General features: G+C 64.9%; 17 protein-coding genes and 1 pseudogene. 8 read left to right on the top strand and 10 right to left on the bottom strand.

Annotated elements, in window-relative coordinates:
• Positions 1-88 precede the first annotated feature (88 nt).
• A complete protein-coding gene (locus tag NF699_06290; GenBank protein USU06266.1) occupies positions 89-2,242 on the bottom strand; it encodes a GAF domain-containing protein in 2,154 nt (717 codons plus the stop codon).
• A 149-nt stretch (positions 2,243-2,391) separates the two neighbouring features.
• Here NF699_06290 and NF699_06285 point away from each other — a divergent pair, with 149 nt between their 5' ends.
• The 3 genes from NF699_06285 to NF699_06275 all read left to right on the top strand — a co-directional run bounded on the left by NF699_06285 (position 2,392) and on the right by NF699_06275 (position 5,113).
• The gene (locus NF699_06285) at positions 2,392-3,486 is read left to right on the top strand and encodes a catalase family protein (protein ID USU06265.1); all 1,095 of its coding nucleotides are present in this window, start codon (positions 2,392-2,394) and stop codon (positions 3,484-3,486) included.
• A 43-nt stretch (positions 3,487-3,529) separates the two neighbouring features.
• A complete protein-coding gene (locus NF699_06280) occupies positions 3,530-4,309 on the top strand; it encodes a metallophosphoesterase (protein USU06264.1) in 780 nt (259 codons plus the stop codon).
• A 132-nt stretch (positions 4,310-4,441) separates the two neighbouring features.
• Positions 4,442-5,113, top strand: coding sequence for a LuxR C-terminal-related transcriptional regulator (locus NF699_06275; GenBank protein ID USU06263.1), 672 nt, complete (start codon positions 4,442-4,444; stop codon positions 5,111-5,113).
• A gap of 78 nt (positions 5,114-5,191) precedes the next feature.
• Here NF699_06275 and NF699_06270 read toward each other — a convergent pair whose 3' ends face one another.
• The 4 genes from NF699_06270 to NF699_06255 all read right to left on the bottom strand — a co-directional run bounded on the left by NF699_06270 (position 5,192) and on the right by NF699_06255 (position 14,827).
• Entirely contained in the window at positions 5,192-5,377 is a 186-nt protein-coding gene (locus NF699_06270; protein ID USU06262.1) for a hypothetical protein, read from the bottom strand.
• Between the two features lie 159 nt (positions 5,378-5,536).
• Complete coding sequence (gene rpoC / locus NF699_06265; protein ID USU06261.1) at positions 5,537-9,826, bottom strand: DNA-directed RNA polymerase subunit beta'; 4,290 nt, start codon at positions 9,824-9,826, stop codon at positions 5,537-5,539.
• Between the two features lie 173 nt (positions 9,827-9,999).
• Positions 10,000-14,154, bottom strand: a complete 4,155-nt coding sequence (gene rpoB, locus NF699_06260; GenBank protein ID USU06260.1) for a DNA-directed RNA polymerase subunit beta — start codon at positions 14,152-14,154, stop codon at positions 10,000-10,002.
• Between the two features lie 358 nt (positions 14,155-14,512).
• The gene (locus NF699_06255) at positions 14,513-14,827 is read right to left on the bottom strand and encodes a hypothetical protein (GenBank protein ID USU06259.1); all 315 of its coding nucleotides are present in this window, start codon (positions 14,825-14,827) and stop codon (positions 14,513-14,515) included.
• Positions 14,828-15,089: 262 nt separating this feature from the next.
• Here NF699_06255 and NF699_06250 point away from each other — a divergent pair, with 262 nt between their 5' ends.
• Complete coding sequence (locus NF699_06250) at positions 15,090-15,713, top strand: hypothetical protein (GenBank protein USU06258.1); 624 nt, start codon at positions 15,090-15,092, stop codon at positions 15,711-15,713.
• Positions 15,714-16,075: 362 nt separating this feature from the next.
• Here the strand turns inward: NF699_06250 and rplL are convergent, their stop codons facing one another.
• Both rplL and rplJ read right to left on the bottom strand, forming a co-directional pair.
• A complete protein-coding gene (rplL, locus tag NF699_06245; protein ID USU06257.1) occupies positions 16,076-16,450 on the bottom strand; it encodes a 50S ribosomal protein L7/L12 in 375 nt (124 codons plus the stop codon).
• A gap of 76 nt (positions 16,451-16,526) precedes the next feature.
• On the bottom strand, positions 16,527-17,042 hold the full coding sequence (rplJ, locus tag NF699_06240; GenBank protein USU06256.1) for a 50S ribosomal protein L10: 516 nt from the start codon (positions 17,040-17,042) through the stop codon (positions 16,527-16,529).
• Between the two features lie 464 nt (positions 17,043-17,506).
• On the opposite strand from rplJ, the gene NF699_06235 reads away from it, so the two are divergent.
• Positions 17,507-19,993, top strand: coding sequence for a PhoX family phosphatase (locus NF699_06235; GenBank protein ID USU07018.1), 2,487 nt, complete (start codon positions 17,507-17,509; stop codon positions 19,991-19,993).
• Between the two features lie 199 nt (positions 19,994-20,192).
• Positions 20,193-20,714 carry a hypothetical protein gene (locus tag NF699_06230; GenBank protein ID USU06255.1) on the top strand — a complete coding sequence of 174 codons (522 nt, stop codon included), beginning with the start codon at positions 20,193-20,195 and terminating at the stop codon, positions 20,712-20,714.
• Between the two features lie 91 nt (positions 20,715-20,805).
• Here the strand turns inward: NF699_06230 and rplA are convergent, their stop codons facing one another.
• Positions 20,806-21,498, bottom strand: coding sequence for a 50S ribosomal protein L1 (gene rplA / locus NF699_06225; protein USU06254.1), 693 nt, complete (start codon positions 21,496-21,498; stop codon positions 20,806-20,808).
• Between the two features lie 4 nt (positions 21,499-21,502).
• The gene (gene rplK, locus NF699_06220) at positions 21,503-21,934 is read right to left on the bottom strand and encodes a 50S ribosomal protein L11 (GenBank protein ID USU06253.1); all 432 of its coding nucleotides are present in this window, start codon (positions 21,932-21,934) and stop codon (positions 21,503-21,505) included.
• 266 nt (positions 21,935-22,200) lie between these two features.
• Between rplK and NF699_06215 the strand changes: the two are divergent.
• Positions 22,201-23,382: pseudogene (locus NF699_06215) on the top strand (DPP IV N-terminal domain-containing protein).
• A gap of 384 nt (positions 23,383-23,766) precedes the next feature.
• Positions 23,767-24,375: a S9 family peptidase gene (locus NF699_06210; protein ID USU07017.1), complete on the top strand. Its 609-nt coding sequence runs from the start codon at positions 23,767-23,769 to the stop codon at positions 24,373-24,375.
• A 45-nt stretch (positions 24,376-24,420) separates the two neighbouring features.
• Here the strand turns inward: NF699_06210 and NF699_06205 are convergent, their stop codons facing one another.
• Positions 24,421-25,548: an SET domain-containing protein-lysine N-methyltransferase gene (locus tag NF699_06205; GenBank protein ID USU06252.1), complete on the bottom strand. Its 1,128-nt coding sequence runs from the start codon at positions 25,546-25,548 to the stop codon at positions 24,421-24,423.
• Between the last annotated feature and the right edge of the window lie 94 nt (positions 25,549-25,642).

The following is a 25,642-nucleotide window of genomic DNA, read 5'->3' as shown; positions in this document are numbered from 1 at the left end:
TGCGTCCGGACCGTGTGTATCAAAGGACGATGAAGTCTTTATGAGCGACGAACCGGCAGCGTAACGACATCATGCCACGTCACGCCGATCACGTCTCGGCGATCGGTGCCGTCACGATCGCGCGCAGACCGGGATGGTTTTCGCTATATTCGATCGTGCCGGACAGGCGCTGGACCATCGCGTCCATCATGCGACTGCCGAAGCCGCCGCTGCCCGCCATGTCGCCGTTCTTGCCGCGCCCGTCGTCCGCGACGATCAGCCGCAGCTTGCCGCCATGCTGTTCCAGTGCAATGGCGACCGGCCCGGGTGCGCCGTCATAGGCATATTTGGTGGCGTTGATGACCAGTTCGGTCAGGATCAGGCCGATGTTCACCGCACGGTCGGTCGGCACCAGAACGGGCGCCAGGTCGAGCCGGATGTGACGACCCCAGTCGGTGCCGAGCGACGTGCGCATGTCGGCGATCAACTCATCGACGTAGCGCGACAGATCGATGCTCTCGACCTGATCGTCGCGATACAGCCGGCGATGGACGAGCGCGACCGCGGCGAGGCGGGCCTGCGCCTCCGCCAGCTGATCCGCGACGATACCGGCGCCGGCAGTCTTCGCCTGCAACCGCAGGAACGAGGCGACCAGCTGCAGGCTGTTCTGCACGCGATGGTTCACTTCCTTCATCAGCACGTCCTTCTGGACGAGCAGCGCATCCTTTTCGACCAGCGTCCGGCTCAATTCGCGATTGAGGATGCGAACCTGAAGATGCTGGCGCGCTTCGTGGAAGCGACGACGCAGCCGGTGCGCCGCCTCCACCTCTTCCAGAGTCCATGGATGCGACCGGCCGCGCACGGTTTCCGTAAAGCTTGCGAACGATGCTCGCGGGGTCAGCGTCTCGTTGGGGGCGATCTGCACCGCCTTGTGCGGGTTGCCCGCCCATTCGATCGTTTCGACCGTCTCGGCGCGCAGCCACAGCAACGTCGCGTCCTCGTCGTGCAGCGGCAGAGCGAGCAGTCCGCTCGCCAGCCTGTGGTGTTCGGCGGCGGCGGGGAACAGCTTCGCCAGTTCGTGGGTGGCGAGCGGTTCGTTGCCGCGTTCACGAACCTGGCGCGCGATCGCGATCAGGACGCCATCGGCCGGACACCGGCCGGTCGCCTCGACCTGATCGCCCGCCACCATCGCGAAGCCATCGGCGTGCAGCATCTCGCGCAATTCGGTCTTCACGGCGATGATCGCGTCGCGTAGCGGTTCTTCGCTGTTCAGACGGGGAACGACGCTATCCTCGGCGGCACGCAGGGCGAGCCGCTCGCGATAGGCCGCCGCTTCCTCCTTGGCGCGGATCTGCCGGGCAAGGCCACTCGCCAGCGTCGCGGCGGCACCGCGCACCTCCGGCGCCAGGGCGCGCGGCGTGTTGTGGTGGCAGGCGATCAGCCCCCACAGCAACCCGTCCTTGACGATCGAGATCGATGCGGACGCCTCGACACCCATGTTGCGAAGATATTGCAGATGGATCGGCGAGACGTGGCGCAACGCCACGTCGCTGAGGTCGCAGCCGGCAAAACCGGCGGGCCGCAGCGGGGCGGGGTCATAATCCACGGTCGGGATCGACCGGGTCCGGTTACGGATATACAGCGCGCGCGCCTGCTTCGGGATGTCGGACGCGGGGAAATGATGGTTCAGGAACGTGTCGAGCGTCGGGTCGCGATCCTCGGCCACCACGCGGCCGGCATCGTCGTCCAGGAAGCGATAGACCATTACCCGGTCGAACCCGGTGAGCGTGCGAAATGCCGTCGCGGCACGATCGTACAGCGTCTGCCGGTCGGTAGCGCGCTCGAAGCTGGTGGCGACCGCGTCCAGCCATGCCAGCATCGTCGCGGCGGTCATCGGATCGGACGGCAACGGCTCCAGCTCGACCATCAGGTGCCGCCCGGCACGGTGCATCGTCGCGGTGAAGCGGTCGTCGATCCCGGTCACCGGCAAGGGGACGCTGGCGTTCGGCCCGCCCGGCAGCGTGTTGAGCAACCGCGCGATATCCTGCTGCAACAGCTCGCCCAGCGGGCGCCCGAGCCACTCGGCGGCCAGCTTGCCCTCGATGTCGCCCGCACCGGCCACCACCCGATGCGCACCCTCCGCCTCGGCGACGAGCAGCAGCCCGTGGGGCTGGATGGCGCCGGGGATATGGATCGGCTCTCGATCGCACGCGGTCAGGTCGAGCCCGGGCGCGTTGATGTCTGTCGTACTCGGGATCGCCATCGTCACTCTTGATACTGGTCCGGGGAGCATGGGCCTGCCTGTCCCCCAATACAATCCGAGGGTGATTGACATGGATCAGCACGTCAAGGGCACTGGAACGTCGGCGTGGATCCGGGGGTTGGCGCGGAAACAACCGGGACATATTCGTGATGCTCGCCAGAACACCCGTCCGCTACACCCCCGCCGTCGAACGCCTCGCCGACGACGAGGCCGGCACGATCGATGCCCTCAACGCGGCGTTTCGCGAAATCTTGGAAACCACGTCCACGGATTACGGCCACGCCGTGCGATCCGTCCATGCCAAGGCGCATGGCATCGCGCGCGGAACGCTGACCGTGGCGGACGATCTGCCGCCGGAGCTGGCACAGGGCATCTTCGCGCGAGGCGGCTCCTACGAAGCGGTGCTGCGGCTGTCGACCAACGCCGGCGATATCCTGCCCGACAGCATCGGTCTGCCGCGCGGATTGGCGTTGAAGATCCTCGGTGTCGAAGGCGAGCGGCTTCCCGGGTCGGAAGCCGATACGACCCAGGACTTCATCATGGTGAATGGGCCGGTATTCACTGCGCCCGATGCGGCATCGTTCCTCAAGAACCTCAAGCTGCTGGCGAAGACCACCGACCGCGCCGAAACGGGCAAGGTCGTGTTGTCGAAGGTCCTGCGCACGGTGGAGGCCGGGCTGGAGGCGATCGGCCAGCCCTCGGCGACGCTCCAGCAACTCGGCGGCGCACCGCACGTCCATCCGCTCGGCGAGACCTATTTCACCCAGACGCCGTACCGGTACGGCGACTATATGGCGAAGGTCGCGGTATTCCCGGTCGCGCCGGCACTCACCCGGCTTGCCGGAGCGACGATCGACACCGTCGACGATCCCGATGCGATCCGCGCGGCGGTGCGAAAGGCGTTGATCGCGCATGGCGGATCGTGGGACGTGCGCGTGCAGCTCAACACCGATCTGGACGCGATGCCGATCGAGGATCCGCGGGTGGAATGGGATCGCGCGGCCAGCCCGTTCGTGACGGTCGCGACGCTCGACGTGCCGCCGCAGATCGGCTGGGACGACGAAACGACGGCGCGTACCGACGATGCCCTGTCCTACAGCATCTGGCACGGGATCGAGGCGCATCGGCCACTCGGCAACGTCAATCGCGCCCGCCGCGACACCTATCGCTTTTCCGCCGATTTCCGCCGGTCGTTCAATGGTTGCCCGATGCACGAACCGGGCAGCCTTGCCGAACTCGTCTGACACCGCCTAGCAGCTTTCCGTCATCCCCAGCGTTCGGGCACCCATGATCACATTGTTTCACGTCAGCGACGTTCATTTTGGTGCGGAAGATCCTGAGGCGATCGCCTGGTTCGGCGAACGGGTGGCGGAGGAAAAACCGGATGCGGTCATCATGACCGGCGACCTGACGATGCGCGCCACCCGCCGCGAATTCGAATGCGGCGGCGACTGGCTGCGCAGCCTCGGCGTGCCGGTGACGCTGGAGGTCGGCAATCACGACATCCCGTATTACTGGGACCCGTTCCGCCGGTTGTTCGCGCCCTACCAGCGCTACGTCGCGATCGAGAAGATGATCGAGGCGGAACTGGACCTGCCCGGCGTCACCATCGTGCCGTTGAAGACGACGGCGCGGGCGCAGTGGCGCTGGAACTGGTCGAAGGGCAGGGTCAGCCCCGGTTCGCTGCGGCGGGCCCTTGCGATGATCGCGCAGGCGCCCCGCGGCAATCTGATCTTCGTCGCCGCTCACCATCCGTTGGTCGAGGGCGGCACCAAGGGGACGGCGAAGACCCGCCATGGCGACAGCGCGATGACGGCGCTGGCGGAGGCGGGGGCGCATGCCGTGCTGTCCGGCCACGTCCACGATCCGTTCGACGTACCGGTTGAGCGCAGCGGCCGGACGATACGCATGATCGGGGCGGGGACCTTGTCGAAGCGCGTGCGCAATTCACGCCCTGCCTTCAACGAGATCCGTCTCGCCGATGGCAAGTTCGAAACGATCGCACGCACGATGGGCCGCGAACCGCAACGGGCGATCAGCGAAGATCCCGAGCATCCCCGCGTCTGATCTGCCCGCGTCTGATCTGCAGCCGTCCGGACTCCCGGCGTCTCAAAGCCGGACGGGTGCGTCAATAGTCCGTTCTTTTCCGAAGGTTGAGAGCGCATTATGATGGCGGCGATAAAAAGGGGATGCACGGCGATGAACATGGCAGGGCGACTGGCTGTCGCTGCGGACGAGGCCTTGCTGGTTCATATCGTCGATCAGGATGCCGCGGCGTCGCGGCAGATCGCCGATGCGCTCACCGACCGATCGATCGCGATACAGGGCTGGACGACCATCGACGACTTCGCGCGCGATTGCGGTACGGCCGTGCCGGGATGTGTCGTGATGGACCCGTTCGTCGGCGGCGTCGATGTCGCCGCGTTGCAGGAACGGCTGGCGGCGCCCGACATCGGCATGCCCTGCGTGATCGTGACGGGGCACGCCGATATCCACTCGGCCGTCGCGGCCATGCGTCGCGGGGCGATCGATTACATCGCCAAGCCGGTCGACGAGGATCGCCTGTTCGCCGCCCTCGCGACCGCCCGCCACCGGCTGAAGCAGGCGCAGCGCCGCGCGGCGACGATGCGCCGCGTCAATGCTGCGCTCAACATGCTCAGCACGCGTGAGCGCGAGGTGCTGGAAGGGCTGACGCGCGGCTGGTCGAACAAGGAAATCGCGCGCCGTCTCTCGATTTCCGCCCGCACCGTAGAAATACACCGCGCCAACCTAATGGACAAACTCGACGCCAACTCATTGTCCCAGGCGCTTCGCATCGCATTCATTGCTCAGGTCTGCAGCATGGTGAACCCGGCGCTGCACGTCGATTGATCGTACGATCGCCGGTCGCGGTGATCGAAATGTAGCGGCGGAGGGCGGATCGGAATTTCGGCGCGACGCGCCGTCTGGCTACGCGCGCAACGTAATCAAACGATCGCTTGCGATCGTGCGTGCTTCGTCGATCCGGATCGCCGCCAGATCGAGACCCAGCCGGTCGGCGATGGCGCAGGCTTCCGTCAGCAGGGTATGGATCCGGCGCAAGCTTGTCGCATCGTCATCAACGACCTGTGAAACGGGAAACATGGCGGTCTTCATCCTGTGGCTAGCGCGATGCACGGTCATTGCCACACGAGTTAATATTCTAACATACGTTAAAGTGCGTAGTTGCAACGGGTTGGCCATGAAAAAACCGCCGCCCGGTTGCCCGGACGGCGGCTCCTTCATTCGGTCAGGTTGTAACCCGAACCCGGAGGATCACTCCTGGTTCAGATATTCGCCGGCAGCCTCGTCGCTGCCGTCGCCCGAGGGCGTGACCTCGGCGAGCGGGTCGGGACCCGTGCCGGTGTCTTCGCGCTTCGAACGCAGCGCCTCGGCGGCGCGGAGTTCGGCGGCCGAGGCCGGCGCGACGATCGCTGCCGCCAGCGAACGCTGCTGCGCACGGAGCGCCGCGTCACGCGACGAGGCCGCGACGCGCAGGCGGTTCATGCCCGCACCCGTGCCCGCCGGGATCAGGCGACCGACGATCACGTTCTCCTTCAGGCCCATCAGCGTGTCCTGCTTGCCCTGGACCGCCGCCTCGGTGAGGACGCGGGTGGTCTCCTGGAACGACGCCGCCGAGATGAAGCTGCGGGTTTGCAGCGACGCCTTGGTGATGCCGAGCAGGACGGGCTTGCCGTGTGCCGGTGCTTCGTTCGCGCCCAGCTTCTCGTTGGTCGCGTCCATTTCCTCGCGATCGACCTGTTCGCCCTTCAGCAGCGTAGTGTCGCCGCCGTCGGTGATCTCGACCTTCTGCAGCATCTGACGAACGATCGTCTCGATGTGCTTGTCGTTGATCTTCACGCCCTGCAGTCGATAGACTTCCTGGATTTCGCTGACGAGATATTCGGCCAGCGGCTCGATCCCCATCGTTTCCAGAATGTCATGCGGGTTCGGCGAACCGCCGATCAGATTGTCGCCACGCTTGACGTAGTCGCCTTCCTGAACGTCGATCACCTTCGACTTCGGCACCAGATACTCGACGACATCGCCGCCGTCCTCGGGCTGGATGCCGATCTTGCGCTTCGCCTTATAGTCCTTGCCGAACACGACCCGGCCGGAAACCTTGGCGATGATCGCCGCTTCCTTGGGGATGCGCGCTTCGAACAATTCGGCGACGCGCGGCAGACCGCCGGTGATGTCGCGGGTCTTGGCGGACTCGCGGCTGACACGGGCGAGAACGTCGCCGGCCTGCACCTGGGCATTGTCGTCGACCGACAACACCGCACCGGTGGTCAGCATGTAGCGGGCCGCTTCGCCGTCCTCGGTCGTGGTGAGGGTCAGGCGCGGACGCAGATCCTCCTTCGACTTGGTCGAGGTGCGGTATTCGATGACGACGCGCTGGGCGATACCGGTCGCTTCGTCGGTCTGCTCGGTGAGCGTCTTGCCCTCGGTCAGATCGACGTACTTCACGATACCCGAGTTCTCCGTGATCACCGGCATGGTGAACGGGTCCCACTCGGCCATGCGATCGCCCTTGGTCAGGACGTGACCGTCGTCGAACAGCACATAGGCGCCATACGGGATGCGGTGCGTCGAGAGTTCGCGGCCGTCCATGTCGACGATCACGATTTCACCCGAACGCGACAGAGTCACGCGGCGACCACGCTGGTCGACGATCAGGCGCAGGTCCTTGAACACCGCGGTGCCGTCGACCGGCGCTTCCAGGTTCGACTGCTCGTTGAGCTGCGCCGCGCCACCGATGTGGAACGTACGCATCGTTAGCTGCGTACCCGGTTCGCCGATCGACTGGGCGGCGATGACGCCGACCGCTTCACCGATGTTGACCGGCGTGCCGCGGGCGAGATCGCGCCCGTAGCACTTGCCGCAGACGCCGATCTTGCTCTCGCAGACCAGCGGCGAGCGGATCTTCATCCCTTGGATGCCGGTCTTCTCGATCTGCACGATCATCGCCTCGTCCAGCAGCGTGCCGGTCGGGATGATGACCTCGCCGGTCTTGGCGTCGACCACGTTCTCCGCCGTCGTACGGCCGAGGATGCGCTCGCCGAGCGAGGCGATCGTCGAACCGCCCTGCACGATCGCCTTCATCTCCAGCGCGCGCTCGGTGCCGCAATCCTCCTCGACGATGACGCAATCCTGCGACACGTCGACGAGGCGGCGGGTGAGGTAGCCCGAGTTCGCCGTCTTCAACGCCGTATCCGCGAGGCCCTTACGAGCACCGTGGGTGGAGTTGAAGTATTCGAGGACGGTCAGGCCTTCCTTGAAGTTCGAGATGATCGGCGTCTCGATGATCTCGCCCGACGGCTTGGCCATCAGCCCGCGCATGCCGGCGAGCTGCTTGATCTGCGCCTGCGAACCACGGGCGCCGGAGTGCGCCATCATGTAGATCGAGTTGATGTCCTTCTCGCGGCCCTTCATCGGGCCGTCTTCGTAATGACGGACAGCCTTGATCTCGTTCATCATCGAGTTCGCGACCTGATCGCCGCAACGCGACCAGGCGTCGATCACCTTGTTGTACTTCTCCTGCTGCGTGATCAGGCCATCCTGATACTGCTGCTCGAAGTCCTTCACCTGATCGCGCGTTTCGTCGACCAGCTTGTCCTTGTCCGGCGCGATGATCATGTCGTCCTTGCCGAACGAGATGCCGGCGCGGAACGCGTGACGGAAGCCCAGTGCCATGATCGCGTCGGCGAACAGCACGGTCTCCTTCTGGCCGGTGTGACGATAGACCTCGTCGATCACGTCGCCCACGTCCTTCTTGGTGAGCAGGCGATTGACCGTCTCGAACGGCACCTTGTGGCTGTGCGGGAGCGTCTCGCCGAGCAGCATGCGGCCCGGAGTCGTCTCGTAGCGCTTGAGGTACTGCTTGCCGGCCTCGTCGGTCTGCGGAACGCGGCTGATGATCTTGGTGTGGAGCGTCACCGCCCCGGCGTTGAGCGCCTGATGCACCTCGGCCATGTCGCCCAGGAGCATGCCTTCGCCCGGCTCGCCTTCCTTCATCATCGACAGGTAATACAGGCCCAGCACCATGTCCTGCGACGGCACGATGATCGGCTTGCCGTTCGCCGGCGACAGGATGTTGTTCGTCGACATCATCAGGACGCGCGCTTCCAGCTGGGCCTCGAGGCTCAGGGGGACGTGCACGGCCATCTGGTCGCCGTCGAAGTCGGCGTTGAACGCGGAGCAGACCAGCGGGTGCAACTGGATCGCCTTGCCCTCGATCAGCACCGGCTCGAACGCCTGGATGCCGAGACGGTGGAGCGTCGGTGCGCGGTTCAGCATCACCGGATGCTCGCGGATCACCTCGTCCAGGATGTCCCAGACTTCCTTGCGCTCCTTCTCGACCCACTTCTTTGCCTGCTTCAGGGTCATCGACAGACCCTTGGCGTCGAGGCGCGCGTAGATGAACGGCTTGAACAGTTCGAGCGCCATCTTCTTCGGCAGGCCGCACTGGTGCAACTTCAGTTCAGGCCCGGTCACGATGACCGAACGACCCGAATAGTCGACGCGCTTGCCCAGAAGATTCTGGCGGAAGCGGCCCTGCTTGCCCTTCAGCATGTCGGACAGCGACTTCAGCGGACGCTTGTTGGCGCCCGTGATGGTGCGACCGCGACGGCCGTTATCGAACAGGGCGTCGACCGCCTCCTGCAACATGCGCTTTTCGTTGCGGACGATGATGTCCGGCGCGCGCAGCTCCATCAGCCGCTTCAGGCGGTTGTTGCGGTTGATGACGCGGCGGTACAGGTCGTTCAGATCCGACGTCGCGAAACGGCCGCCGTCCAGCGGCACCAGCGGGCGCAGCTCGGGCGGGATGACCGGCACGACTTCGAGGATCATCCATTCGGGACGGTTGCCCGATTCCAGGAAACTCTCGACGACCTTCAGCCGCTTGATGATCTTCTTGGGCTTCAGCTCCGACTTGGTCGTCGCCAGCTCTTCGAGCAGCGCAACCTTCTCGCCTTCGAGGTCGAGGCTTTCGAGCATGATGCGCACGGCCTCGGCACCGATACCGGCCGAGAACGCGTCCTCACCGTACTGGTCCTGCGCCTCGAGGAGTTCGTCCTCGGTCATCAGCTGGAACTTCTCGAGCGGGGTCAGGCCCGGCTCGATGACGATATACGCCTCGAAGTACAGCACGCGCTCGAGCTGCTTCAACTGCATGTCGAGCAGCAGGCCGATGCGCGAGGGCAGCGACTTCAGGAACCAGATGTGCGCGACCGGCGCAGCAAGTTCGATATGGCCCATCCGCTCGCGGCGGACCTTCGACACCGTGACCTCGACACCGCACTTCTCGCAGACGATGCCCTTGTACTTCATACGCTTGTACTTGCCGCACAGGCACTCGTAATCCTTGATCGGACCGAAGATGCGCGCGCAGAACAGGCCGTCACGCTCGGGCTTGAACGTGCGATAGTTGATGGTCTCGGGCTTCTTGATCTCGCCGAACGACCACGAGCGGATCTTGTCGGGCGATGCGATGCCGATCTGGATCTGGTCGAAGGTTTCCGGCTTCGCGATCGGATTGGCGAAATTGGTCAGTTCGTTCATGAACCTGTCCTCTTAAAATCTGTCTCCTCTCCCCTTGTGGGAGAGGAAGGGGCCCGCTGCCGAAGGCAGTGGGAAGGTGAGGGGGATGCGGCGGTCGTCCCGCACTTCCCCTCACCCCGCGCCGCGTTCCGCGGCTTGCCCCTCTCCCACGGGGGGGAAAGGGGACGTATGGCTTACTCCGCCGCGATCGCGATGCCGCCCTCGTCGTCCACGTCCTGCATGGTCTTGAGATCGACGTTGAGACCCAGGCTGCGCATTTCCTTGACGAGCACGTTGAAGCTCTCCGGGATGCCGGCCTCGAACGTGTCGTCGCCCTTGACGATCGCCTCGTAGACCTTGGTGCGGCCGACGACGTCGTCCGACTTCACCGTCAGCATTTCCTGCAAGGTGTACGCCGCGCCATAGGCCTGGAGCGCCCAGACCTCCATCTCGCCGAAGCGCTGGCCGCCGAACTGTGCCTTACCACCCAGCGGCTGCTGGGTGACCAGCGAGTACGGCCCGATCGAACGCGCGTGGATCTTGTCGTCCACGAGGTGGTGCAGCTTGAGCATGTAGATGATGCCCACCGTCACCTTGCGGTCGAACTTGTCGCCCGTGCGTCCGTCGAACAGCTCCGACTGGCCCGACGTGTCGAGGCCCGCCAGCTCCAGCATCGCCGACACGTCGCTCTCGCGTGCGCCGTCGAACACCGGGGTGCCCATCGGGATGCCGGTGCGGATGTTGTGCACCAGCTCGACGATCTCGTCCGGATCGCGGCTCTGGATGTCCTCGGCGTAGTGATCGCCATAGACCTCGACCAGCCGCTCCTTGACCGCGTCCGGCATCTCGCCCGCCTTGGCATCCGGGTTGGCGTCGCGCCAATCGTCGAGCGCCGCCGCGACCTGCATGCCCAGATTGCGGGCCGCCCAGCCGAGGTGCGTTTCGAAGATCTGACCGACGTTCATGCGCGACGGCACGCCCAGCGGGTTGAGTACGAGATCGACCGGCGTACCGTCGGCGAGGAACGGCATGTCCTCCGCCGGCAGGATGCGGCTGATGACGCCCTTGTTGCCGTGACGGCCGGCCATCTTGTCGCCCGGCTGCAGCTTGCGCTTCACCGCGACGAAGACCTTGACCATCTTGAGCACGCCCGGCGGCAGCTCGTCGCCACGCTCCAGCTTCTCGCGACGATCGTGGAACTTGTCCGTGATCCGCTTGGCGGCTTCGTCATACTGCTGCTTGACGGCTTCCAGGTCGCCCTGGACCTTGTCGTCGGCAACCGCGAACTTCCACCATTCGTGGCGGTCGACGCTGTCGAGCAGGTCCATGTCGATCGTCGAGCCCTTCTTTAGGCCCTTCGGCACGGCAGTGGCGACCTGATCGAGCAGCATTTCGCGCAGGCGCGACCATGTGGCACGGTTCAGGATGGTGCGCTCGTCGTCCGAATCCTTCTTCAGGCGCTCGATCTCCTCGCGCTCGATCGCCATCGCGCGCTCGTCCTTGTCGATGCCGTGGCGATTGAAGACGCGCACGTCGACGATCGTACCGGCAACGCCCGGGGGCAGGCGCAGCGAGGTGTCGCGCACGTCCGACGCCTTTTCACCGAAGATGGCGCGGAGCAGCTTCTCCTCCGGCGTCATCGGGCTTTCGCCCTTCGGCGTGATCTTGCCGACGAGGATATCGCCCGGCTCGACCTCGGCACCGACGTAGACGATGCCCGCCTCGTCGAGGTTGCGCAGCGCTTCCTCGCCGACGTTGGGGATGTCGCGCGTGATGTCTTCCGGCCCGAGCTTGGTGTCGCGGGCCATCACCTCGAACTCGTCGATGTGGATCGACGTGAACACGTCGTCCTTCACGATCCGCTCGCTGATGAGGATCGAATCCTCGTAGTTGTAGCCGTTCCAGGGCATGAACGCGACGAGCGCGTTGCGGCCCAGCGCCAGCTCGCCGAACTCGGTCGAGGGACCGTCGGCGATGACGTCGCCGGCGTTGACCACGTCGCCCACCTTCACCAGCGGACGCTGGTTGATGCAGGTCGACTGGTTCGAACGCTGGAACTTCATCAGCGTGTAGATGTCGACGCCCGACTTGGTCGAATCGACCTCGCCGGTGGCACGGATGACGATACGGCTGGCGTCGACCTGATCGACGATACCGGCGCGCTTCGCTCCGATCGCGGCGCCCGAATCGCGCGCCACGGTCTCTTCCATGCCGGTGCCGACGAAGGGCGCTTCCGCCTTCACCAGCGGCACGGCCTGACGCTGCATGTTCGAACCCATCAGCGCGCGGTTGGCGTCATCGTTTTCCAGGAAAGGAATGAGCGATGCGGCGACCGAGACGAGCTGCTTGGGGCTGACGTCCATCAGCGTGACGTTGTCGGGCAGCGCCATCAGGAATTCGCCCGCCTGACGCGACGACACCAGTTCCTCGGCAAAGCCACCATCGCCGTTCAGTTCGGCCGATGCCTGCGCGATCGTGTGCTTGGCCTCTTCCATCGCCGACAGATAGACGACGTCGTCGGTGACCTTGTGGTCGACGACCTTGCGGTACGGCGTCTCGATGAAGCCGTATTTGTTGACGCGGCTGAACGACGCGAGGCTGTTGATCAGACCGATGTTCGGGCCTTCCGGCGTCTCGATCGGGCAGATGCGGCCATAGTGCGTCGGATGAACGTCGCGGACTTCGAAGCCTGCACGCTCACGCGTCAGACCACCCGGCCCGAGCGCCGAAACACGACGCTTGTGCGTCACTTCGGACAGCGGGTTGGTCTGATCCATGAACTGCGACAGCTGCGACGAACCGAAGAATTCACGCACCGCGGCCACCGCCGGCTTGGCGTTGATCAGATCGTTCGGCATCACGGTGGACACGTCGACCGACGACATGCGCTCCTTCACGGCGCGCTCCATGCGGAGCAGGCCGACGCGATACTGGTTTTCCAGCAGCTCGCCCACCGAACGCACGCGGCGGTTGCCGAGGTTGTCGATGTCGTCGATCTCGCCCTTGCCGTCCTTCAGGCCGACCAGCGTCTTGATGACGGCAAGGATGTCCTCGCTGCGCAGCGTAGTGACGGTATCCTCGGCATCGAGGTCGAGACGCATGTTCAGCTTGACGCGGCCCACCGCCGACAGGTCGTAGCGGTCCGGATCGAAGAACAGGCCCGAGAACAGCGCTTCCGCGGTTTCCAGCGTCGGCGGCTCGCCGGGGCGCATCACGCGATAGATATCGGACAGCGCCTGCTCGCGCTCTTCGGCCTTGTCGGCCTTCAGCGTGTTGCGAATCCACGCGCCGGTCGAGACGTGGTCGATGTCGAGCAGCTCGATCGTGTCGATGCCGGCCTTGTCGAGCGCCTCGAGATTGTCGGGACCGATTTCGTCACCGGCCTCGACGTAGATCTCGCCCGTCGTCTCGTTGATGAGGTCGTAGGCCGAATAGCGGCCGAAGATTTCCTCGGTCGGGATCAACAGCTGCGTCAGGCCGTCCTTGGCCGCCTTGTTGGCGGCGCGCGGGCTGATCTTCTGCTGCGCCGCGAACACGACCTCGCCCGACGATGCGTCGACGATGTCGAACAACGGCTTCACACCGCGCCAGTTTTCCGCGGCAAACGGGATGATCCAGCCACCCTGACCACGCACATACGTCACGCGGTTGTAGAAGTAGTTGAGGATATCCTCGCTGGTCATGCCCAGCGCATAGAGCAGTGCCGTCACCGGCAGCTTGCGCTTGCGATCGATACGGACGTTGACGATGTCCTTGGCGTCGAATTCGAAGTCGAGCCACGAGCCGCGATACGGAATGACGCGCGCGGCGAAGAGGTATTTGCCCGACGCGTGGGTCTTGCCACGGTCATGGTCGAACAGCACGCCCGGCGAACGGTGCATCTGCGACACGATCACGCGCTCGGTGCCGTTAATGAAGAAGGTGCCGTTGCCCGTCATCAGGGGCATGTCGCCCATGTAGACGTCCTGCTCCTTGATATCGATGACCGACTTGGCCTCAGTATCCGGATCGACCTCGAACGCAGTCAGGCGCAGCGTGACGCGCATCGGCGCGGCATAGGTGATGCCCCGCTGGCGGCATTCCTCGACGTCGAACTTCGGCGGTTCCAAGACGTAATCGTCGAAGTCGAGATACGCGGTGCCGGCGAAATCCTGGATCGGGAAGACGCTGCGCAGCGTCTTTTCGAGGCCCGACACGTGGCCGGTGCTCTTGTCCGAGCGCAGGAACTGCTCGTAGCTTTCGCGCTGAACCTCGATCAGGTTCGGCATCTGGATGACTTCGTGGATGTCCCCGAAGATCTTGCGGATGCGCCGCTTGGCGGTGCTGCCCTGGATCGCCTTGGTGGCCATGATCGTTATGCCCTCAGTCGTGGCCTGCCAGTTGCCTGGGTTCGGCCGGAATATCGTGCCCGGAAACCTCCGGAGCGAGACGCGAGCAGCGACGCAAAAAAGCCGATCGCATTATACTGCGTCGGCCCTTGGCGTCTATGAACCGCAGCTCCCTATTCGTACGATGCACTGCGCGACGGCGCATCATGTCCCGAAAGCTGTGGTGAGGCGCGGATATAGGCGCGGTGTTGGACGCTGTCAAAGGGGGAGGCGCCAACAGGCGTCCAATCGCTCGCTTCGCTCCATCCGCCGTCCGGGGCGCTTCGTCGCAGCGCAGGTGGCGGTCGGCTGCGGTTCACTAAGGAGCGGGCACAAGGTTTTAGGTGAGATCGAATTCCATGAACAATCCGCGGCGCGCACAGTCTGGCGCGATCGCCTTGCTGGTGGCGGGGCTTTTGGCGGGCGTATCGCCGCTGGCGGTCCGAGCGCAGACGACGAGCGCGCCGCCGCCGCAGACCATACCGGGGCTCGACAACTTCAGCCTGCCGTCATCGCGGTCGACGCCGCAGGCGACGCCGGTGCCGGATGACACGCCCGCTCCGACGCCGACGCCCGCCGTCACGCCTACACCCCGCGCCACGCCGGTCGCGCGTCCGACCCCGCGCGCGATGGCGACACCGACGGCCCGTGTCACGCCGACCCCGACCCCGACGCCGCGTGTGACTTCAACGCCCGTGCCGAGTGCGACGCGGACGGTGAACGCGACACCATCCGCTGCTGCTGCGCCTATCCCTGCCGCGCCGTCTCCGGCTGCGGCATCGACGATGCCGGCCCTGGAGGGGCCTGCGCCGTCTTCGTCCAGCGGATGGGGTGCATGGATCGCCGGGTGCGGGGGCCTTGCAGCGCTGATCGCGGGGATCGTCTGGAGGCGTCGCCGTAAGGCGCCTGACCACCCGATGATCGAAGACGGGCGTGTCGCTCCGAATGCCGTAGCGGCGTCACCGCTGGTCGGGGTGCTACAGCCAACTCCGCAGGCTGCGACCGAGCCGACGATGCTCGATCCGCTCCCGGTGCCGACAGAACGTGCGCAGGTCATGATGGTGCTCCACCCGCGTCGCGCCGGCCTCAACCTGTTGAGCGCGACGGTCGAGGCGGAACTTCTGCTCCGCAATGAGGGCACTGTTCCCGCCGGTGCGGTTCGCGTCGGTGCTTTGCTGATGGGGGCCGCCGCCGGCCCTCCTGACGACGTCGGTCCGCTGTTCGCCCAGCCGGTAGGCCGGCCCGTCACGCCGCCCTTCGTGCTGGCACCGGGCGAGGAACGCCGGGTGCGGCTGGTCGTCGCGCTGTCACGCGCCGAGATACAGCCGCTGGAGGCGGGCGGGCGACCGATGTTCGTGCCGGTCGTGGCGATCAACGTGCTGTACGATGCGGGTGGAATGTCGGGACAGGTCGCGCAGGCGTTCGCGGTCGGCGTGGAGCGGGTCGATAGCGCGAAGCTGTCGCCGCTGTGGCTGGACCAGCCGGCGCGGATGTTCGAGGCGATCGGTGCGCGGGCCTATGCTGCGGGGGTTGTGCGATAGGGGTCGATTATGTCTGCGGATCGGTTGAGACGTTAGCTGCACTTCCGTCATTGGAAGCGTAGCGAAGCAATCCAGCGCGTCCTGATCCGGCTCTGGGTTGCTTCGCTACGCTTCCAATGACGATCGTGGTGATGAGCAGTACGATCGCTCGCTACGCTCCGGTCACGGATCACCGCTCCACCGGCAGGAACGAAAAAGGGCGGCTTCCCTTGCGGGAGCCGCCCTTTTCCTTGTCGCTTCGGCTGGCTTGGTGGTCATGGGCAAAGCCCATGACGTCGGACGCGGCTTTTCGCCGCGCCGGCCGGCCTTGCGGGGGTAAGTCGCCGGGCCGGCTTGCCGGCTACTTCGCCCCCCGCTGCGGCTTACTTCAGCTCGACGGTCGCGCCGGCTGCTTCCAGCTGCGCCTTGACCTTTGTGGCCTCGTCCTTGTTCACGCCTTCCTTGACGGCCTTCGGCGCGCCCTCGACGAGAGCCTTCGCTTCGGTCAGGCCCAGGCCGGTGATCGCGCGGACTTCCTTGATGACGTTGATCTTCTTGCCACCGTCGCCGGTCAGGATGACGTCGAATTCGGTCTGCTCTTCAGCTGCCGGAGCGGCTGCGCCGCCGCCAGCTGCCGGTGCTGCAACCGCTGCTGCGGCCGAAACGCCCCACTTCTCTTCGAGCAGCTTCGACAGCTCGGCTGCTTCGAGGACGGTCAGTTCGCTCAGGCTCTCAACGAGCGCGTTCAGGTCTGCCATGATACTTCCTTCATATGTCGGGGCGAACGCCCCAAAGTGTCAGTTGAAAATTCGCTTATCCAAAAGCGCCTGAAATTCAGGCGGCTTCCTTCTCGGCATAAGCCGACAGCACGCGCGCGATCTGCGCCGCGGGAGCCTGGGTGATGGTCGCGAGCTTCGTTGCCGGAGCAACGATGAGGCCGACGATCTTCGCCCGGAGTTCATCCAGCGAGGGCAGGGTAGCGAGCGCTTGCACGCCAGCGAGGTCGAGAGGGGTCGCACCCATCGATCCACCCACGATTTCGAACTTGTCGTTCGTCTTCGCGAATTCCACCGCAACCTTGGCTGCGGCGACCGGATCGATCGAGGTGGCGAGGCCGACGGGACCCGTGAGCATGTCGCCCACCGAACCGTAATCGGTGCCATCCAGTGCGATCTTGGCAAGCTTGTTCTTCGAGACCTTGTAGGTCGCGCCGGCATCCCGCATCGCGTTGCGCAGTCGGGTGGACTGGGCAACCGTCATTCCGTTGTTGCGGGTAACGACTACCACGCCGACTTCGGAAAAGGTGCGATTCAACTCGGCAACGGCCGCGGCCTTTTGAGCACGATCCATGCCATTCTCCACGTTTTGAACACAGCGCGAACGCCGTGCCCGGTTACAAACCGGTGGGGAAAACCCCGCCGGGGTTGTCCATCGATGGGGAAGGCACCCGTGAAGGGCGGCAGACCGGGACGCGCAGGCGCGTTCCGTTCGTAAATTCCTGTCCCCGTCTCGGCAGGACATTAAGCTGCGGCATATTCCGCGGCACCTGCTGTCTCGGACGGATGCACGACGGGCGAACCCACCGGCAAGAGTGCGCTCATAGCGGGAAGCGGGAATAAGTCAATTCCCGGCACCTGTTGGTCTTTCGGGGAAGGTAGAACGATTGTTTGTGGTTCCATGCGCGGACCGTCTTCATTCCGTCATTCTGCTTTCACGTCGCCGTCATCCCCACGCAATCGGTTTGCCGCTTTTCCCCGGCAAAGCACCGGAATCGGCGGCACGCTGCCGCGAAATCCGGGGGATATCTCATGACGATGCTGAACCAGCCGACGATCGGCTATGACGATGGTGACGTCGATACCAACACCACGGCCAATCCGCACATTGGCGATCTGATCGCATCGCGCTATTCGCGGCGCCAGACGATGCGCGGCGGCCTGTCTGCGATGACCGCGGCCGTGTTCGGCAGCACGATGCTGGCCGCCTGCGACAAGGATGACGAGCGACGCGCGACCACCGTCACCGCCGGATCGTCGATCACCACATCGACGGGCAAGACGGTGACGTTGAGCGGCACCGTCACCAGTGGCAATTCGGCGTCGGCCGGCTGGACGCAGACGAGCGGTCCGATCGTCACGCTCGCCAATGGCGCGAGCCCGACGGCCAGCTTCACCGCACCCGCGGTCACCGCCTCGACGATGCTCGGCTTCCGCTTCAGCAGCACGTCGTCGGATGGCATCACCTCGGTCGCGGACACCAGCGTCACCGTGACGCCTGCGACCCTCGACTTCACGGCGGTGCCGAAGAGCCTCGCCGACGTAGTCGCGGTTCCCTCGGGCTATCAGGTCACCGTGCTGTATCGCCTGGGCGATCCGATCAACGGCACCGTCGGCGCTTATGCCAACGACGGGACGGACACGACCTTCTCGGCGCGCGCCGGCGATCACCATGACGGGATGAGCTTTTTCGGCCTTGCCGCCACCGGCACCGCGCCGGACGCCAATAACAGCAGTCGCGGCCTGCTGGTAATGAACCACGAAAATATCACCGAAAGCTATCTGCACCCAAACGGTCCCACGACCGTTGCCGGTGTCCGTCCGACCGCCGAGGTGCTGAAGGAGATCGAGGCGCACGGCGTCAGTGTGATCGAGATTACGCGCGGGACCAGCGGCTGGAGCTATATCCCGACCGGCAGTCTCAACCGCCGCATTACACCGTTCACGCAGATGAGCTTCTCCGGTCCGGTCGCCGGCAATACCCTGCTGTTCACCGCCTTCTCGCCGACCGGCCGCGCAGGCCGCGGCACGATCAACAATTGCGCTAACGGCACCATGCCGTGGATGACCTATTGCACTGCCGAGGAAAACTGGGCGGGGTACTACCGGCGTGAGGCCGGCGACAATGCACGGCGGACGACGGCGCTGGGCGCCCGGTCGGTGGTCGCCTTCAACCGCTATGGCCTCGGTATGGGCAGCGGCGATACGATCCGTCGGGGCAATTACGATTGGGCGACGGCAGCGGCCCCGGCAGCGGGCGACACCCGCATCGCCAAGTTCAATGCGACGGTCGACCCGACGCAGCCGGCAAGCGGCACCGCCGATTTCCGCAACGAGCCCAATCAATATGGCTGGATCGTCGAGATCGACCCGTTCGACGCCGCCTCGACCCCGCGGAAGCGCACCGCGCTCGGCCGTATGAACCACGAAGGTGTCGTCCCCGGCCGGATCATCGCCGGCGTCCGCCCCGCCTTCTACATGGGCGACGACGCACAGAACGAATATGTCTACAAGTTCGTGTCCGCCACGCCATGGGCGGCTGCGGATTCGACGGCGGCCAACCGCCTCGCGATCGGCGACAAATATCTCGATAGCGGTACGCTTTACGTAGCGAAGATGAACGCCGATGGCAGCGGCCAATGGATGCCGCTGACCTTCGGTACCGCGCCGCTCACGGCCGGTAATGCGACCTACGCCTTTGCCGATCAGGCCGACGTGCTCACCCATGCCCGTCTTGCCGGCGATGTGCTCGGCGCGACCCGCATGGACCGCCCGGAATGGACCGCGGTCAATCCGGTCAGCGGCGAGATGTACCTGACGCTGACCAATAATTCGTCGCGGACCGTCGCCACCACCGATGCGGCCAACCCACGCGCGTACAGCGATCCCAAGACCACCGGGGGCGCATCGAACGGCAATCCCAACGGTCACGTCTTTCGCCTGCGTGAAACCGGCGACAGCAGTGAATCGTTGACCTTCACATGGGACATCTACGCCTTCGGTGCGGGTAGCGATCTCAACCCTGCGAACATCAACCTGTCCAACCTGGACGCCACCAACGATTTTTCGTCGCCGGACGGTCTGTGGTTCGCCCGGCCCAGCAACGTCGCGGGGCAGGGCACGCCGCTGTTGTGGATCCAGACCGATGATGGCGCCTTTACCGACGTCACCAACTGCATGATGCTGGCGGCGATCCCCGGCACCGTCGGCGATGGCGGTACGCGGACCATCACCAACAGCCTGAACGGCGCGGCGGGGTCGCAGACGACGCGCATCGGCAAGGCGCCCGGTGCCGCGCTGAAGCGGTTCCTCGTCGGGCCGAAGTTCTGTGAGATCACCGGCATCGACTCGACGCCGGATGGTCGCACGCTGTTCGTCAACATCCAGCATCCCGGCGAGGGCGGTGGCCCGACCAACATCACCAGCAACTGGCCACAAAGCCAAGCGACGGGGACGGGCACCGGTCGCCCGCGCTCTGCGACGATCGTCATCACCAAAACCGATGGCGGCATCGTCGGATTGTGAAGAGGTGAGCGGCAGCGGAAACATGCTTTCCGCTGCCGCTCGCAACCGGAACTCGTGAACTTCAAGTGTCTCGAATAGCCTGACGATCTTGTTTGCGTCGGATGTCGACCATTAACGTTTATCTGTTATCGACGATCGTGATGACGAATCGGGAGATCAGCAGGGGATCGAGGATGCCACCCGGCCGGATAGCAGGGCGGTGAAAACGCGCGAGGCACGTCGCAAGGTGCTGGTGCGCGCCCGTATGCGGTGTGGCGCAGATTGGGGCGATGTCCTGATCCACAACATGTCGTCCCGCGGGTTGTTGGCAACGTCGGAAACGGTGTGTCGGCCGGGAACGGTGATCGAGATCCGTCGCGTCCACCATATTATCGTTGGGCGCGTCGTGTGGCAGAGTGGATCGTATTTTGGGGTGCGTACCCAAGACCCGATCGATGTGGATGGCGTGGTCTCGGCGAGGCCGCCGGCTCTCAAGCCGGATGCGACGGCGGGCGAGATGGGCGCGGATCGCCGCGTCGCCGGGCGAAGACGGCCCTCGATTGGTGAGCGAGAAGCGCGGAGCCGGCGTTTTTCCGCCGCATTCCAGTTCGCCGTCTTAACCATCGCGATCGGCAGCGCTGCGCTGTTCGTCGCGCATCAGGTCGGCAATATCCTGTCGCGACCCTTTGCCGCGATCGGCGCACATCTCGACGGCAGCGCGAGCGTCGCAAAAGGCGACTGACCGGCGCCGGTCCGGGTCATCCGCTACGCCTACGCAAAAAGGGCCGGGAGCGATCCCGGCCCTTTTCGTTTTTACCTTTAGATCGAAGCGCTTACGCGCCGGCGACCTCGGCAGTGTCGACGCGGATGCCAGGACCCATCGTCGAGCTGACGGCGACCTTGCGGACATACTTGCCCTTGGCGCCCGATGGCTTGGCACGCACCACGGCGTCAACCAGCGCGTCGAAGTTACGACGCAGGTCTTCCTGCGTGAACGATGCCTTGCCGATGCCGGAGTGGATGATGCCGGCCTTTTCGACGCGATACTCGACCTGGCCGCCCTTGGCAGCCTTGACCGCTTCGGCGACGTTCATGGTGACGGTGCCGAGCTTCGGGTTCGGCATCAGGCCCTTGGGACCCAGCACCTTACCGAGGCGACCGACGACGCCCATCATGTCCGGGGTCGCGATGCAGCGATCGAAGTCGATGGTGCCGCCCTGGATGGTTTCCATCAGGTCTTCGGCGCCGACGACGTCCGCACCCGCCGCAAGGGCTTCCTCGGCCTTCGCACCGCGGGCGAACACGCCGACGCGAACGGTCTTGCCGGTGCCGGCGGGCAGCGTCACGACGCCGCGGACCATCTGGTCGGCGTGGCGCGGATCGACGCCCAGGTTCAGCGCGACCTCGATGGTCTCGTCGAACTTGGCGGTGGCGTTCTGCTTGGCGAGGCTGATCGCCTGATCGACGCCGTGCAGCGTCTCGGGGTTGATCGCGTTCGACTTACGCTTCTTGGTCTGCTTGGCCATCTTATCAGCCCTCCGTCACTTCGAGGCCCATCGCGCGGGCGGAGCCTTCGATGATCTTGGTCGCAGCCTCGATGTCGTTGGCGTTCAGGTCCTTCATCTTGGTCTGGGCGATCTCGGCGAGCTTGCTGCGCGCGATCTTGCCTGCGACGACCTTACCCGGCTCCTTCGAGCCCGACTTCAGGCCGGCGGCCTTCTTGATGAGGAACGATGCCGGCGGCGTCTTGATCTCGAACGAGAACGAACGGTCGGCATAGACGGTAATCTTGGTGGGGAGCGGCGTCCCCTTGTCCATGTCGGTCGTCTGCGCGTTGAACGCCTTGCAGAATTCCATGATGTTCACGCCGCGCTGACCCAGCGCCGGGCCGATCGGCGGGGCGGGCTTCGCGTCGCCTGCAGGAACCTGCAGGTTGATGTAACCTGTGATCTTTTTTGCCATGTCACTCTCGTTTCAAGTTTAGCGGTCCAGACGGGCGCAGGGCACCCTCCCGCAAGCATCCAGCCATAAGCGTGGAAGTGCGCGCCCCTACCGGGAAAGCGATGCAAGGGCAAGGGGATCGGACGGTGCCTCGGGCGTATACGATGCCGAAACGCCGCGTTACACCTTTGCCTGAACAGTTCGGGACCTTCAAGACGATGCGCAACGCCCTGATTTTCGCCTGCCTCGCCACCATGCTCACTCCGGCGCCGCTCGCCGCGCAATCCATGCCGCTGACGCTTGATCGTATCTTCGGCAAGAGTGCGACCCGGGGCGAAGGGGTCGAGGGCGGTGAATGGACGCGCGACGGCAGGGGGTATACCGCGATCGAGGGATCGAAGGATGTCGCAGGCGGCAGCGACCTCGTCCGTTACGACGTGGCAGGCAACACGCGGGCGGTGCTCGTATCGGCTCGCGATCTGATCGTGAAGGAAACCGGGAAGCCGATCGCCATCCAGAGCTACGCATGGTCGGCGGATGGCGGCAAGCTGTTGATCTTCAACAACGGTGTGCGGTTCCGGCGGACGAGGGCACTGGGCGATTACTGGCTGTTCGACGTGGCGAGCAAGACGCTGCGCCGGATCGGCGGCGACGCGCCCGCATCGAGCCTGATGTATGCCGAGTTCTCGCCTGACGGCAGTCGGATCGCGTATGTGAGGAGCAACGACCTTTATGTCGAGCCGGTCGCAGGCGGTACCGCGCGGCGGCTGACCAGCGATGGCAGCGAGCTAATCGTCAACGGCCTCGGCGACTGGGTGTACGAAGAGGAATTCTACCTGCGCAAGGCGTGGAAATGGAGCCCGGATTCGAAACGGATCGCCTTCTGGCGGTTCGATACGTCGGGCATCGGCACCTTCTACATGATCACCAACACCGTCGGCCAATATTCGAAGCCGATCCCGCTGCAATATCCCAAGGTGGGCACGACCAATTCGGCGGTGCGCGTCGGCAGCGTCGATGTGGCAAGCGGCGCGACACAATGGGTAAAGCTGGCTGGCGACCCACGCCAGAACTACGTGCCGCAGATGAGTTGGGCGCCGGACAGCGGACAATTGTTCCTGCAATATGCCAACCGCTTGCAGAACACTTATTAGGTGCTGCGGGCCGATCCGGCGACGGGCGCGACGACCAAGCTGTTCGTCGAGCGCGACGCGGCGTGGGTCGAGGCGAACGTCGACCCGACGTGGCTGGATCGCGGGCGACGGTTCACATGGCTGAGCGAGCGGGACGGCTGGCGGCACCTCTATCTCGTTTCTGCCGACGGCAAGCGCGTGGACCTGCGCACGCCGGGCAAGTTCGACGTCGTCGACCTGTTGCAGGTGGATGAGGCGGGCGGCTGGGCCTGGTTCATCGCGTCACCCGACAATCCGACGCAGCGCTATCTCTATCGCGCATCGCTGACCGGCAAGCCGCGGGTCGAGCGAGTGACGCCAGCGGGGCAGGCGGGGACGCACGGCTATGATATTGCGCCGGGTGCGCATTGGGCGCGACATACCGTATCGGCTGCGGATCGCGCGCCGGTGACGGACATGATCGACCTTACGACGCAAAACCCGGTGAGGGTGCTCGCCCGCAATGCGGCGTTACAGGACGTGATCGCCAAAGAGCCGCTGGCCGCTACCGAGTTCACGCGGATCGATCTCGGCAAGGGCGTGTCGGTGGACGCGTCGATCATCAAGCCGGCGGGTTTCGATCCGGCGAAACGGTATCCGGTGCTGTTCCACGTCTATGGCGAGCCGTGGGGGCAGACGGTGGCGGATGCTTGGGGAGGCAATACTGCGCTGTGGCACCGGATGCTGGCGGAGCGCGGCTATATCGTGGCGAGCATCGATCCGCGTGGCACGGCGACCCCGCGGGGACGCGACTGGCGCAAGAGCATCTATCGTCAGCTGGGCGTGATCGGACCGGAAGATTATGCCGCGGGCGTGCGCAAGCTGCTGACCCAGCGATCCTATATGGATCCCGAACGGATCGGCATCTGGGGCTGGAGCGGCGGTGGTTCCAGTACGCTGCACGCAATGTTCCGCTTCCCGGACCTGTTCAGGACGGGGATTGCAGTGGCGGCGGTGGCGGATCAGTCGCTATACGACACCGTCTATCAGGAACGGTATATGGGTCTGCCGTCGGACAATGCTGCCGGGTTCAAGGCCGGCTCCCCGATCACCTATGCCGATGGGCTGAAGGGCAACCTGCTGGTGATCCACGGTACCGGCGACGACAACGTTCACTACCAGAATATGGAGGTTCTGGAAGATCGACTAATCGCGGCGAACAAGCCGTTCACGATGATGGCCTATCCGGACCGCACGCATGGCATCTACGAAAAGCCGGGGACCAGCCTGCACCTGTTTTCACTGATGACACGGTATCTGGAGACGAACCTGCCTGCTGGCGGGCGATGACGTTCACCCTTCCCCCTCCGGGGGGGGGGGGGGGGACTAGCTGGATCAGGCGGCCTGGTTCTTCGCGGGTTCGCGGAGATAGGGCGCTACCAGATCGCTGGCGCGGTAGCGGTCCTGGATCTCGGGCGGCAGCGCGGCGAAGGCACGGATGACGCCGCGGCATTGCGAGCTGCCGCAGGCGCAGATCATCGACCAGTCGGGATCGGCGAGCGTGGTGGAATAATCCCAGGCGATTTCCTCGCCGGGCACGATCGCACGCAGCGCGGTGAGGAAGACCCCGGTATCGGTAAAGCGCAGCCCGGCGTTGGGCGAGCAGCTATGGTTGATCAGATCGTCGATCCGACCTGACGGTCCCATATAGCGGTCGCGCGCGATCTGGAGGAAGCGATCCGCAGCCCCGCTGAGCCCGGTCGGCAGGCGCGATGCCGGTACGGTCCGGCCCGAGAAGCGCACGATCGTCTGCCCTTCGGCAAAATCCTGGGCCGCGAACACCGCCTTGCCGAGATGCGTTTCGTCGACAGCGAACGGGTTGGCGGGCAAATAGGCGTCGAGGACCCGCAGGCCTCCCTCGCGCCGCCCGAACGAACGCAGCGGGTTGAGTGTCGCAAGACCGACCATCAACCAGACGCTGGCGTGGCAGAGCAGTTCGACCATGACATAGGCATATTCGCCGATCCCCGATCCGCTGCTGCGTGTGGCGACTATCAGCGTCGCGAGATCGCCCAGCGTCCACAGGCCCCATGCGGGCGAGCGTTCGCGGGCGCGATCTTCCCATACGCTGGCCCAGGTCGGCCAGAACCCCAGCGGTACCGCAGCGACCACGAGCATATGCGCCCAGAACGTCTCTTTCAGCAGCAGCCACAGGACGATTGCGGCGAAGCTCGCCGCCATGCAGATCGTCTCGGTCGGCGACGGGCTGGTCCAGCGCGACCGGCGCCACATCGCCAGCGTCACGATGATGCAGGCGACGGCGGAAGCGGCAAATACGAGCCCCTGGGGCTCGCCAGGGTTGACGGCGAGATACGTCGCCGCCTCCACCCCGGTCGCGACGGCCCAGATAAGCCAGGACGCGCGGCTCGGCTCGAGCAGATGGCGCCTCAGGCCGGCGAGATAGATGCCGTACCCTGCTAGGCTAAGCGCCATCGCCACGATGAACCAGGGCTCGACCGTCATTCCCCCACCCGAATTGGTGAAGGAAGCGTAAACGATGATCGTTAACGCGTCGAGTGGCGACGCGTTAACCCTCACCACGTCTGTCTTCTGGGCC

Source organism: Sphingomonadaceae bacterium OTU29LAMAA1 (genome assembly GCA_024072375.1).
Taxonomy (GTDB): Bacteria; Pseudomonadota; Alphaproteobacteria; order Sphingomonadales; family Sphingomonadaceae; genus Sphingomonas.
Note: the sequence above shows the minus strand (reverse complement) of the source record. Positions and strands in the feature narration are given on the sequence as shown.